The sequence below is a fragment of the Methanosarcina flavescens genome, from assembly GCF_001304615.2.
Lineage (GTDB): Archaea > Halobacteriota > Methanosarcinia > Methanosarcinales > Methanosarcinaceae > Methanosarcina > Methanosarcina flavescens.
In genome coordinates this window covers 1,393,065-1,405,843 of record NZ_CP032683.1, presented here as the reverse complement: position 1 = coordinate 1,405,843, position 12,779 = coordinate 1,393,065, and the positions used below count along the sequence as shown (strand labels likewise).

General features: G+C 40.0%; 13 protein-coding genes. 3 read left to right on the top strand and 10 right to left on the bottom strand.

Annotation, left to right across the window (positions count from 1 at the left end; translation table 11 throughout):
* Nucleotides 1-110 precede the first annotated feature (110 nt).
* Both AOB57_RS06335 and AOB57_RS06330 read right to left on the bottom strand, forming a co-directional pair.
* Nucleotides 111-323, bottom strand: a complete 213-nt coding sequence (locus AOB57_RS06335) for a hypothetical protein (protein WP_054299574.1) — start codon at nt 321-323, stop codon at nt 111-113.
* Nucleotides 313-1,950, bottom strand: coding sequence for a flippase activity-associated protein Agl23 (locus AOB57_RS06330; RefSeq protein ID WP_054299575.1), 1,638 nt, complete (start codon nt 1,948-1,950; stop codon nt 313-315). Before AOB57_RS06330 ends, AOB57_RS06335 begins: the two co-directional genes overlap by 11 nt.
* 78 nt (nt 1,951-2,028) lie before the next feature.
* Between AOB57_RS06330 and AOB57_RS06325 the strand changes: the two genes are divergently transcribed.
* On the top strand, nt 2,029-2,322 hold the full coding sequence (locus tag AOB57_RS06325) for a ubiquitin-like small modifier protein 1 (RefSeq protein ID WP_054299576.1): 294 nt from the start codon (nt 2,029-2,031) through the stop codon (nt 2,320-2,322).
* A gap of 23 nt (nt 2,323-2,345) precedes the next feature.
* Nucleotides 2,346-3,539, top strand: a complete 1,194-nt coding sequence (locus AOB57_RS06320; RefSeq protein ID WP_054299577.1) for a molybdopterin molybdotransferase MoeA — start codon at nt 2,346-2,348, stop codon at nt 3,537-3,539.
* Nucleotides 3,540-3,698: 159 nt separating this feature from the next.
* Here AOB57_RS06320 and AOB57_RS06315 read toward each other — a convergent pair whose 3' ends face one another.
* Together AOB57_RS06315 and AOB57_RS06310 are read right to left on the bottom strand one after the other, a co-directional pair.
* Nucleotides 3,699-3,872: a DUF5350 domain-containing protein gene (locus AOB57_RS06315; RefSeq protein ID WP_167829667.1), complete on the bottom strand. Its 174-nt coding sequence runs from the start codon at nt 3,870-3,872 to the stop codon at nt 3,699-3,701.
* Between the two features lie 609 nt (nt 3,873-4,481).
* Complete coding sequence (locus AOB57_RS06310) at nt 4,482-5,390, bottom strand: IS5 family transposase (RefSeq protein ID WP_167829565.1); 909 nt, start codon at nt 5,388-5,390, stop codon at nt 4,482-4,484.
* A 98-nt stretch (nt 5,391-5,488) separates the two neighbouring features.
* Between AOB57_RS06310 and AOB57_RS06305 the strand changes: the two genes are divergently transcribed.
* Complete coding sequence (locus AOB57_RS06305) at nt 5,489-6,139, top strand: YkgJ family cysteine cluster protein (protein WP_054300061.1); 651 nt, start codon at nt 5,489-5,491, stop codon at nt 6,137-6,139.
* Nucleotides 6,140-6,474: 335 nt separating this feature from the next.
* Here AOB57_RS06305 and AOB57_RS06300 read toward each other — a convergent pair whose 3' ends face one another.
* The 6 genes from AOB57_RS06300 to AOB57_RS06275 form a co-directional block, all read right to left on the bottom strand.
* Nucleotides 6,475-7,722 carry a uracil-xanthine permease family protein gene (locus AOB57_RS06300; protein WP_226999680.1) on the bottom strand — a complete coding sequence of 416 codons (1,248 nt, stop codon included), beginning with the start codon at nt 7,720-7,722 and terminating at the stop codon, nt 6,475-6,477.
* 360 nt (nt 7,723-8,082) lie between these two features.
* Nucleotides 8,083-9,039 carry an IS5 family transposase gene (locus tag AOB57_RS06295; RefSeq protein WP_167829564.1) on the bottom strand — a complete coding sequence of 319 codons (957 nt, stop codon included), beginning with the start codon at nt 9,037-9,039 and terminating at the stop codon, nt 8,083-8,085.
* 321 nt (nt 9,040-9,360) lie between these two features.
* On the bottom strand, nt 9,361-10,044 hold the full coding sequence (locus tag AOB57_RS06290) for a 2,5-diamino-6-(ribosylamino)-4(3H)-pyrimidinone 5'-phosphate reductase (protein WP_054299909.1): 684 nt from the start codon (nt 10,042-10,044) through the stop codon (nt 9,361-9,363).
* Between the two features lie 152 nt (nt 10,045-10,196).
* Entirely contained in the window at nt 10,197-11,051 is an 855-nt protein-coding gene (locus AOB57_RS06285; RefSeq protein WP_054299910.1) for a CBS domain-containing protein, read from the bottom strand.
* Between the two features lie 85 nt (nt 11,052-11,136).
* Entirely contained in the window at nt 11,137-11,589 is a 453-nt protein-coding gene (locus AOB57_RS06280) for a universal stress protein (protein ID WP_054299911.1), read from the bottom strand.
* Nucleotides 11,590-11,607: 18 nt separating this feature from the next.
* The gene (locus AOB57_RS06275; protein WP_054299912.1) at nt 11,608-12,717 is read right to left on the bottom strand and encodes an amidohydrolase family protein; all 1,110 of its coding nucleotides are present in this window, start codon (nt 12,715-12,717) and stop codon (nt 11,608-11,610) included.
* Between the last annotated feature and the right edge of the window lie 62 nt (nt 12,718-12,779).

The following is a 12,779-nucleotide window of genomic DNA, read 5'->3' as shown; positions in this document are numbered from 1 at the left end:
TCACTGCTGCTCAACTTTTCGTTGCCTGGCATGGATAGCCCATTTCATACATGCAGGTAATTTTGAAGCTCACATCTTTGTATTCGGCAGTGAATAGCAGGAAGGTTGACTCAGCTCAGCAAAAAAATAATTGTGTCAATCTCTACATTATGGAAAAACACTCCAAGTGAGGCTCCAGCCAGGATTTCCCCCATAACTGAGGGGACACTGATTCGTTCTGCAGCTTCCCCGAAAATCTTAACACTGAATATCAAAAACAGTAGCTGGAAGCACTCACTACTCTTTCCCTGGTATTTAACGAGGATTCCCTTTTCAAAGATCATCGCTCACTATTTTCAAGTTTTTGTCATAGTAAAGGGTAAGCTGCTTTCCTGGGCGCAGGGAGAAGTTATATGAGGCATACCTTTCTTCGGGTATTTCCTCATACATCCGGTACGCCGCAGGCACGATTATTGCATCGTATTTTTCGTTCCCAGGAGGAGCTGTATAATACTCTGCTTTTTCATAGTCCCTGAAGTACCAGGGCAGGGGCCAGTAAAGATTATATGGATCTACAACAGCTATCCTTAGGTTTTCAGGCCCTTTATTGAATCCTTCGATTTTCCCCATAAGTTCCCTGATATCCTGAGGCGCTTGTGAATAAGTCATCAATTCGTCATGTTCCATACTCCTGTAAAAGTTTACAGAAATGCACTGAAACAGGGACATTATCAGGGTAAGTGCTAGAATTCCCACTACGAGATTGTAGGTACTGGAATATCTCATTCTGGACGCAGGGGTTTTGTCTGCTCCGAAGCTAATGTTTTCTGCTCCTGATGAACTTACCTGTTCTCTGCCAGAAGTCCTGGAAAAAAGGTCACCCAGATAAGCTCCTGCCAGAATTCCGAAGGGCAAGACAATATGCACAACAAGCCAGGGAACCTTTTCTTGGAGATAGGAATAGAGCAGCAAACTTGCAATTGCCCAGTAGGAGACAAACAGGAAAAAAGAGAAGTTTTTACCTTTCTTTTTCAGGAAATGGACAATACCTGCAGTCCCAAAAATCAGAATAGGGCTTTCATACACGAAAAGAATAGGAATGTAAAAGTAAAAAGGACCTCCTATGCGTTCAATTTTGTGCATCTCCATCCAGTGGGAGAAAGCTCTCCCCACAATTGAGAAAAGGGTCTCATGGACCCTGAAAAGGCTTGTATAGAATAACATTACCGTAAAAATAAAGAATACGCCAGATAGCAGGATATCGGGAAGAAATGGAGAAATAGCAGTGATATTGAGAGAAAAAACCTTTTTAAGATTAATTCCCCCTCTTTCCCAGTCGGAATAAAACCTGTATAAGGAATAAATCCCTGCGTAGGCTCCGAACATCACAATGACAAGATAGGCGTTTTCTTTTGAGGATACGGCAAGGGCAAGGGAAAAAGCTGTAAGGATAAGATAAGGATATCTCTTCTGGCTGTGGAGGTTTTCAAGGTAGCGAATCCCCCCTATAACCGCAGCAAGGGTACAGAAAACAATGATCAGGTCGTTCCTGAAAAATCTTGAAAAATACACCATACTCGGAGAAAAAGCAAGCAAAAAAGCCGCCCAGAGTACACCTCTTTTCCCAAGTTCCTTCTTGAGCAAAAAGACCAGCAGAATTGCCGCTACTCCAAAGAAAACAGGAATCAGGCGTGCGGTTGTATCACTGATTCCTAGAAAATAGAAGACTGCAGCGGTAGAGTGGAAAAGAAAGGGACCGTGATAAGCCGGATTATAACTGTATTGCCCGGCATCCAGAAGTTTAAGAGTGAAACTGGCATGTACGCTTTCATCATGATGAAAAACTCGTTCTCCCAGGTCAAACAGTCTTATTAACAGGGCAAAAAGAATGATCAGAATTCCTGATGCTTTATATTTTTTCTCAGAAAGCCCTGATGAGTTCTCTATATTGTAATCCTGACCCTGTTGCATTATTCCCCAAACCTTCCAGCATAGCTGCTTCTTAATAAGGCATAGGTATATTTAAGGAATAGGATAAAATAGTCTCTCATGGCTGAGGTAAAAATCAAGTTATTTGCAAATTTGCGTGAAAAGGCAGGCACATCGGAACTGCAGATCTCAGGAGAAAAAGTTATTGATGTCCTTTTATCCCTTACTGAAAAATATCCCGAATTAGAATCTCTTATTTTTGAACAATCCGAAGAGGAACGCGAAACTCCTGTCATGTGCGGTTCAATTAATGTCCTTATAAATGGAAACAATGTCAGGCATCTTGACGGACTTGATACGCTTCTTTCAGATGGCGATGAGCTTGCAGTCCTGCCTCCTGTCTCTGGAGGCTAATTCTCTTTTCAGGAAGGGAGACTATGGGCAGGATATTCAAAGAGCGAACCCCGGTTAATGAAGCTTTAAGACTTTTCCTTGAAAATATTTCCACTCTGAGAAAAACAGAAGAAGTTTCACTCGAAGACTGCGCAGGCAGGGTGCTTGCAGAAGCCATAATTTCTGAGAGGGATGTGCCTCACTACAGACGTGCTGCTATGGATGGGTACGCGGTAAAGGCTGTCAATACTCTGGGGGCTTCTCCTGCAAACCCTGTTCTGCTGCAGCTCTCTGATCAAATAGAGGAAGGAGGCTCGACCTGGGTACATACCGGAGCAGCAGTGCCTGAAGAAGCTGATGCTGTCGTCATGGTTGAAGATACTGCTACTGCAGGAAACCTTGTTGAGATCAGGGCACAGGTCTACCCGAATAGGAATGTAGGACAGATCGGGGAAGATATAAAAAAAGGAGACAGGGTTTTTGAAGAAGGGCATCTCCTTCGTCCGTGTGACGTAGCCGTACTGGCATCGCTTGGATTTGACAGAGTGAAAGTCTTCAAAAAGCCTGTCGTTGCAATCATTCCGACAGGGGATGAGCTTGTAAGCCGTAAGAAGAGTGTGGATGTTCCTCCACTCGGCAAGATGATTGAAACCAATGGGTTGATGTCGGCCCTTTATGTGAAGAAATGGGGTGGAATTCCTCGATGTACTGAGATCGTGCCTGATAATCCGGATAGTATAAAAAGGGCTGTAGAAGCAAACCTGGACGCCGATATGATCCTTCTTTCGGGCGGAACCTCGGTAGGGAAAAGGGATCATGCCCCTGAGATTTTGGCAGCCCTCGGGGAATTACTCGTACACGGCATAGGAGCCAGTCCAGGAAAACCTGCAGCGCTTGGGATTATAAATAGTGTCCCTGTTGTCTGCCTTCCCGGTTATCCTGTCGCCGGACTCGTTGCTCTCTACTTCTTTGTTCGTCCCGGAATTAGGAAACTGGCAGCAATTCCAGAAGTTCCCGAACTTATTCTTAAAAGGCGCCTGGCTGCAAAAATCAGTTCTAAAATAGGATACGTTAATTTTATCCGCGTTGTCTTTGAGGGGGATAAGGTTCGCCCCCTTACAGGGGCTGGAGCAGGGATCCTTAGTTCGGTTGCAAAGGCTGATGGGTACGTGCTTGTGCCCGAAGATATTGAAGGGTATGATGAGGGAGAAGAAGTGGATGTCTTTTTGATAGAATAAAAGCCCTGTATTTTTCAAAATTTCTCCTTTTCAAACCCTGCTATTTAAAGGAAAAAACCTATTTTCTGAAGAAAATATTTAGAATTCCTTAAAAATATTAAAAATACTTCTGAACGCTTAAAAGAAAATTAAAAAAGTTAAAATTAAAAGCCCTTAAAATCACTTTACAAGGGCTTTTGGAGATCTTCTGATAAAGCGCCTCTTATGACCAGAAGAAGTAAATCGCTGTGCAGGTCCTGGGTGTGCTTTTTGAGCATTTGATTTCGGGACCTTAATTACTCTGCCTTTTCTGCCTTTTACCTTTACCCATTCAATGCTGCCGGTTTTGCCCATTATCATTCCTCGCTAAAATTTTTATCTTAATTTTCTCTGAATTATTTGTAATTTATCACATTGTAACAAGTATTTGCTTGTTGCTGGATACTGCCGGTTGCCGCGGATTTTTTCTTCTATCCGGCAAGTCCCAATAAGCAAGTATTCAAACAGGTATTTCCTGACTCGATAACGTTAAATTGATAATTCTCAATGATACTTGAAGATATTTGATATTCCTTGAGGCCTGAAGGTGCAAAATTATAAATGTCATCAAGCCTTGGGTTTATCATAAAGAGAAATGCTAGTAATTAAATGTTACGGATATTAGGTTAGAATATGACTAAAAGTTGTAATTAAACCGTTGAACTGCAAGTGTGGCATCGCTTGACCAAAACCGTTGCACTGCAACCCTTTTACGAAAAGGCTTGACCGCAAACTTTTTAGAAAAAAGTTTGATCAAAAACCGGCATGATGGCGTGATAAACCGGCGCAACGGTTTCGCTCAAGCCTTTTTTGAAAAGTCTTGTGAAAAATTTTGTGAAAAAACTTGTTTCTTAAAAGGTGATTAACGTTAAAAAGGATAATATTGAATCAAGGCTTGAAGATGCGCGAGAAGAACTTGCAGGCTTAAAGAAGTTTCGGCTCTGTAGAAATCCTTAATTTAATCCATAATAATTGTATTACTTTTTTGTTTATATTATAGACTATTAGTTTAACTTTTACTTCTTTTACTTGATTTCTAACCTTTCTTGCTCTTAATGTTTCTCCAAATTTTCTTTTTACAACAGATATTATTGTCTCTACTATATTCCTTCTATTGTATTTGATCTTATCAAAGTCTTTGTTTAATTGTTTTCTATATTTTCCGTTTATTCTCTTTCTTTTTCTTTCTCTCAAAGGTACTATTGAATCTGCTTTTATCTCTTCTCTTATTAGAGTATGAATTTCTTCGGAATCATATCCTTTATCCATCACATAACATTGAGACTTTCTTGACTTGTTTGATTGTCTTATCAGAGTCTTTGCATGCTTGACATCATGATCTGTTTTTTGGCTAATTTTCCATCCTAATATTACTTTTTTAATAGTGTCTACTGATATTGAAGTTTTAAGGAAGCTCCTTCGGAGCTTCCCTGTTCTCTTAGAATAATAATGACTTGCATAAGAACTCGTAAATCCTGTTGCATCAATTGCCGTAATGAGAACTTTTTCTCCATGTGAGTAAAATAGTTTTAGAGTTTTTGACAAAATTAGGTTAAACAATGAAGAGGGAATTCTGGACACAAACTTTTGAAGAGTAGTGTAATGAGGAACCTTATCAAGGTCAAGTTTTTCCTTTATATTGTTCATGAGGTCAACAAGTTCTACAAAGTCACGGTAGTCTGTACTTATATACTCCTTCAATAAAACAAGAACAAGAAGCTGATGTTGAGTATAAACACGTTTGGAATATTTGCAGGAGTAAAGGTTCAGTCTGGAAGACTGAACCGTTTTAAGACTGAGATCAATAAATTTAATATACTTATTTGATGACAATAGCAATTGCTCCTTTGTTTTTTGTGTGGACAAAAAAATTAAGGAGCATTTTTACAATTTTATTTTTATAATTTTTGGGTAAAAACAGAATTTAGAGGATTTCTACAGAGCCGAAGTTTCCTAACTCTGAATTTGTTGGGATAATCAAAGAACTGGGGTTCAGATGTGAGTTCTGTGCACGCTGCTGCACTAAAGAGTTTAATGACCATGTTTTTCTGCTTGATGCAGACCTGGAACTAATAAGGCAAATAGATCCTGATGCCGTTACTCCTGCTCCAACTCCTGAATTTTGTGACCAGAAGGGGAATTTTTATGTGTCGGGCTATGCGCTGAGAACAAAGCCTGACGGCTCCTGTGTTTTCCTTGAGAATAAAAGATGCAAGATTTATGACAACCGTCCCACAATCTGCAGGGTCTATCCTTATATGCTCCATCAGGAAGCTGATGAATTTGGAAAAGTGGACTGGAGGCAGATTAGCGGCTTAAATGAGCATGGGAGATATAATTCCAAAATTGAGGATTCGGAATGTGAGGCAATTGTACGGGAAACCAGGGCTTATGAAGAAGCTTATCTTAAACAGATGATTGACTTTTTCGGAGCTGTGATAACTCATTTCAGGAAAAACAATTTAAAGAATGTCCAGAGGATTTATGACCGCAAAATGAGGGAGTTTCTTAAAGGCGAATGTGGACTGGAAGTTTTTGTATATTGCAAAGGCGGGTTTGAAAAGCAAAAACTCAAGCCTTGATCGGACATATGATCAGCAGAATTGCCCGATGCAAGGGCACGACTAATCAAGATAATAAACTTCAAAAATAAATTAAAATGGCTGAACGCCTGCATTTGTGGAAAAGGCTCGATTTTGGGCCTAATCCAGTAACTGGACTTTAACTGCGTTCTATTCTTCTGTCCGGTAATTGCCCATGTCGATGATTTTAAGGATGCTTTTTGAGATATCTCCTTCCTTGGGTCTCAGGAAGTTGAGGAAGATCCAGCAGGCTATTGCAGCATTTTGATTTTGTCAGTAAGACTGGGCACTTGCAGCACTCACATTTTATCCACAAATGCATGCCTATTCTGGTATTAACCCTGAATCTTCAATATCAGGCGTTCAAGCAAGATTACAGTAATTACCCCCATAACAAACCCATTCCCTACAACTGGTCTCAGTACGGGAGGAAAGGTTGTCAGGAGCCCAGAAGGAATAAAAGCCAGAATCGTTGCGATCAGGATGGGAAAACCGACTATCAATCCTTCATTAAACCCACTGATGGCACTTCTTTCTGTAAGCATGAGCAACCCTGAAGCTATCTGAGCACTCATCAGATAGACCAGAACACTTCCTATCACTACCGGAGGAATATTACTGATAAAATTGACTGCTGCGGGGAAAAAGGACAGGATAAGCAATCCGACACCGGCCGGGAGCAAAGAATAGCGTGAAGCGCAACCCGTGGCTGTGATCAGCCCTGGGCTGAAAGAGAAATTAACAGGTCCGACAACTCCGAAAAGACCTGCTGTGACATTTCCAAGCCCTGTAATCCCAACTCCTTTGCAGACACGTTCTTCCATTGAGCTGGCGTTTAAGAGACCTCCTACGGATTGTATCGAACCCAGGTCGTTTATGGAAAGTGCAAGATAACAGAACAAGAACGAGAGCAGGATTCCCAGATCAAGGGCAAATTTAAACGAAAGATCTCCAAAGAAAAGGCCGAACATGGGGAGTTCTTGAACGGAGACAGAAGACGCAGGGACTAAAACTGTTTGTAACAAAGCATGAGTAATGCTTCCGAAAAGAATCCCACCAATTACTACAGTTGCTTTCCAGACCCCATTTAGCAATTTATTAGCAGTGAACATACCAAGACAAAGCAACATGGCAAAAGATAGGTTGAAAAGAGGGGAGATGGCTGATTCAGGAGAAAAGATAAGGTTAAGAATTACGGGAGATAAGGTAAAGGCTATAAGGATAAGGATTACGGAAACTACTCTCACCGTAAAAAGTTTCTGCACATGAGCAAAAAGCCCGGAAAAAGCAACCAAAGCCAGTACTAGACCCCCTATAAAAATAGAGGTTGATATGAATTCAGGTCTGGTGCTTTGAGAAGCTATAATTCCTATCAACAGGACGGTTGCAGGCCCTAATACCAGAGGCAAACGGTGCCCCCACAATACCTGAGCAATAAGTACAATGGAAGTGACAAAAATAAGTTTTTGTATATATATTATCTGCTGACTAAGATCATCATATTGCATTGTGGCAATTAGCTTTCCTATAATTAACAAAGCCGGGATGCTCACTACAAACCATTGCAAACCGTATATTATCATTTCCAATCCTTTAGGTTTGTCATCTAATCCATATTTAAACTGCATTTCTTTTTCAGGTCTCCATCATATAGACTCTGTTCCAAAATCCAGTAATTTTCAATTTATATTTATTACGAACTTTGGTACTGTGTCCTCATATCCACTAAATAATTAGATTATAAAGAAAAAGACCTCGGAGTTATATATTCATGCTGAAATAATATAATGTCGTATAAAAATCGATGATAAATTCGATTGAACGCTTAGAGTTTTTGGCCACTCAGGAAGGGATTCCTATTTCAAAACCAGATTGTATGATTAAAATTCTGTATGGAGTTGATTACTGGCACCTCCTCTTAAATCAAAAATATAATATGACGGCTATACCCCACCATTAAAACGACGGGGATTAACTTCGAGGCTCTTAAGAAGTTTATTTTTTGGCTCTGTAGAAATCCTTAATTTAATCCATAATAATTGTATTACTTTTTTGTTTATATTATAGACTATTAGTTTAACTTTTACTTCTTTTACTTGATTTCTAACCTTTCTTGCTCTTAATGTTTCTCCAAATTTCCTTTTTACAACAGATATTATTGTCTCTACTATATTCCTTCTATTGTATTTGATCTTATCAAAGTCTTTGTTTAATTGTTTTCTATATTTTCCGTTTATTCTCTTTCTTTTTCTTTCTCTCAAAGGTACTATTGAATCTGCTTTTATCTCTTCTCTTATTAGAGTATGAATTTCTTCGGAATCATATCCTTTATCCATCACATAACATTGAGACTTTCTTGACTTGTTTGATTGTCTTATCAGAGTCTTTGCATGCTTGACATCATGATCTGTTTTTTGGCTAATTTTCCATCCTAATATTACTTTTTTAATAGTGTCTACTGATATTGAAGTTTTAAGGAAGCTCCTTCGGAGCTTCCCTGTTCTCTTAGAATAATAATGACTTGCATAAGAACTCGTAAATCCTGTTGCATCAATTGCCGTAATGAGAACTTTTTCTCCATGTGAGTAAAATAGTTTTAGAGTTTTTGACAAAATTAGGTTAAACAATGAAGAGGGAATTCTGGACACAAACTTTTGAAGAGTAGTGTAATGAGGAACCTTATCAAGGTCAAGTTTTTTCTTTATACTGTTCATGAGGTCAACAAGTTCTACAAAGTCACGGTAGTCTGTACTTATATACTCCTTCAATAAAACAAGAACAAGAAGCTGATGTTGAGTATAAACACGTTTGGAATATTTGCAGGAGTAAAGGTTCAGTCTGGAAGACTGAACCGTTTTAAGACTGAGATCAATAAATTTAATATACTTATTTGATGACAATAGCAATTGCTCCTTTGTTTTTTGTGGGGACAAAAAAATTAAGGAGCATTTTTACAATTTTATTTTTATAATTTTTGGGTAAAAACAGAATTTAGAGGATTTCTACAGAGCCTATTTTTTGATAAAAAGGAAACCATTTGTTTAAGTCATAAGGCAAGAAAAAAGAAAAATAAATGAGGGAGAAAATAAATGAGAGGAAAATAAAAGAGAGGAAAATAAAAGGAAGGAAATAAAAGAAAGAAAAAATAAAAGGAAGGAAATAAAAGGAAGGAAATAAAAGAAAGAAAAAATAAAAGGAAGGAAATAAAAGGAAGGAAAAATTCAATTCCTTTTTTTAACCTTCCATTTAAGGAGTATACCGTTTTCGATTTTTTTAGCTGAAAGCAGTTCAAGTCCGAGAAGTTCGGCTTCCGTGAAACCTTCCCCGTCCGTAAAGGTTGGAGCTGTTTTCCCTCCTATTATCAGATTTCCAACGAAAGTATATATTTCATCAACAAGACCTGCGGAGAGCATGCCCCAGTTCAGGGTTGCCCCTCCCTCTACCATAAGTGTGTTTATGCCCATTTCCTTTAATTTTCTTACAAGCTTCTCAAGGTCAACTTTCTCGGTACCTGTTCTGATAACAACAGCTTTTTCTTCCAGCTTTCTTACTTTTTCGGCAGGCGCAGAGTTTGAAACAGCAATAATTCTTGTTCCTTCCCCTTTTTTGAAAATGTCGGCATCCAGTGGAGTTCTTGCCGAGCTGTCTACAATAATTCTTGCTGGGTTCTCGTCTTTTCCGGCGACTTTCCTAGCTGCCCTTCTTTCTTGAGATTTTACGGTCAGGCTTGGGTCGTCTGAAAGGACAGTTCCTATTCCTACCATAATTGCATCTGCCTGAGCTCGTAGTTCGTCCACTCTCTCAAAATCAAGTTTTCCGGAGATCCTGACCTGTTTCCTTTCCTTTGTTGAAAGTTTGCCGTCGGCTGACATAGCAGAATTAATGAAAATAAAAGGTTTTTCCATTTTTCTGGCTCCTGAAAAAAGTTTTATCGGAAGTATCTTTCATCAGAGTGCTTCCTGAGTGGAGAATATTGAGTAATTTAATGTTTCCTGGCTTTTTCTTTACCTCACGTTAAAGGATTTAACGATTTTTAGGAACAAGTCTTTGTTTAAGTTTACTCCATTTCTATCAGTGGCTTCAAAAGGTCATGGTCTCTCAAAAGCCCCTGAAGCTTGCGGTTAGAATTAATAATTGGAATCTGGTCAATCCGGTTGCGTTTCATTTTTCGTGCACAGTCACTGACAGATGCAATATATGTAGCTGTAATCGGCTCCTTGATCATTATATCGCGTCCAATCAGGTTGGGGACCTTAATCCTTGATACGCTGTAATAAATGCTCAAGGTATCTCGCATTGATTCCCAGGTCCAGGCATCATCGTCCAGACCTGAAGACATATCTGACATCTCTACACTATCTTCAATTACGCTGGCAGCAATAATATCCCTGTCCGAGATTATTCCTACGAGCTCTAGGTTTGCATCCAGCACAGGGACAGCTTTGACGGCTGCAAGCTCCATAATCCTGGCAGCAACAGGCAGGGGAGTCTCACTGTAAATCGCAACGACTTCCTTCTCCACATAGTCCTTAATTGGAATATCGATGTTCATGTCTGCAATTGTGCCTACGACATCTGCTACGGTAACGAGTCCTACAAGCTTACCATTATCCACTACCGGAAGTCTTCTTATGCCATGCTTCAGAAGCAAGCGTGCAGCAGTCTGCAGATCTGATCCAGGGGATATTGTTATCGGATCCCGTGTCATAAGAAGGGCCAGTTGCTCTTCTTCAGGGTTCTGTAAAAGGTTTGTTCTGGTTACAATTCCCACAACTTTGGAGTCTTTAAGTACTGGTACTCCCGAAATGTGTTTGTTCTTAAGAATTTTAAGAACCTCATCCCTTGAACCTGGAAGGGTTGCGCTTGCTACGTCCCTTACCATGATATCCTCAATGAAGATGTTTTTTGGCATGTGATCTACACCTTTGTATATGCTTAATCCTGGTTTTCTTTTCTTGTATATCTGTTCTCAAAAGGCTTCCAGTTGACAGAAAATCTTAACTCTGCTTTTCACTCCGGACTACCAGGACCGGGACTTTTGAGCCTCTTACTACTTTCTCTGCAACGCTTCCCATCAGAAATCTATCGAGCCCGGTTTTACCGAGGGTACCTACAACTATCAGGTCAGCATTATTGTTCTCTGCAAAATCTGTAATCTCATTGCTCGGATGACCTTCCAGCAGAACTTCTCTCACTTCAACCCCTGAGACTTCTCCGCGTTTCTTAACCTCATATATCGCTTTTTCCCCTTCTCTTCTCAGGGCCTCATACATTGCTTCCCAGCCCGCGTCCATAGGTATCGAGGAAAAAGAAGTTGTATCTACTACGTAAAGAGCGTGAACTGTGGCTCCGCTAAGTTTTGCAATCTCAATACCGTAAGAAACAGCTCTCTGGTTGTTCTCGGATCCATCTGTTGCAATCACTATATTCCGGTAAAATTCGCTCACCATATTTGTTCTCCAATTGCTTTACGAATGAAGTACCGATAGTATATCATCGGGTCTTGCCCGCCTTGTGATTCCACTTATGGGGTTCTTTATCCCTGCAAGATTATTTGAACTTCCATTCAGGATCATGAGATTAGCTTTATTCCCCTTTTGTATCGAACCCGTAGAATCAGGCCCCATTACAAAAGAACCATTAAGTGTGCAAATTTTAAATACTTGCCTATCATCAATAGAAAAAATCTTAGACATAAATTCCATTTCAGCAAACATATTTACAGAATTTAACATTACATTATCCGTGCCCGCAGCTACTCTTATTCCAGCTTCCAGCATCTCGGCAATAGGTGGCATTCCGGCTCCTGTAATGAGGTTAGATCTGGGACAGACAACGACCGGAATCTTCGCATCAGCCACGTATTCAAGATCTCTTTTTGTAGCATTTGTTAAATGAATCAGAAGATCCGGTTCGAGTGATAACGCTTCTTCTATATCGCTCGTATCTTTCTCTCCTGCATGGATTGCAAAGAATTTTTTGTACTGCCGTGTGCTGGCAGCAATACTCTCAAGCAGTCCGAGATCAAGGTCGTTTGTCCCGCTCATACCAATTCCGGAAGAATGCAAAAGAATCCTTCTTACTTCAGCCATTACAACCTGAAGAGGCAATTCTGGTTCAGCAGGTCTACCCAGTACCATGGGATGAAGTTTAAGTCCTTCGAGAGCTTTATTCAGGGCTGCTACCCCCACAACCCCTCCTTCCCTGAAATCCGCAAAAGCACAGGTTCCGGTTTCTATCATATCCAGTAGAGACTTTCTCATGTACTCGATAAGGGTTTTGTATGGCGTTTCTCTTAGAATCCTGTGTTTTAATCCGTCAGGAGGTTTTACAAGAGCATCTAGGTCTCTTTGAGTCCGGTATCCTGAAACTTTTCCCAGAGGAGGGTCCTTGAATACCGAATCTCCAAGGTGAGTATGAGCATTGACAAAACAGGGAGCTATTATGTTGTTAGAGTGTGTACGTTCCTCTTCAACCTCTGTAATTACTCCTCTATGTATGCAAACATATCCTTCGATAGGTTCCAGCTCAGGACCTGCAATAATTGTCCCGGGAATTATCTTTTCAGTGCCGTACATATATACGCACCTCTGCTATTCATTGAGCATCTGCGCCCAATTTGTGGAAAAGCAAACATATA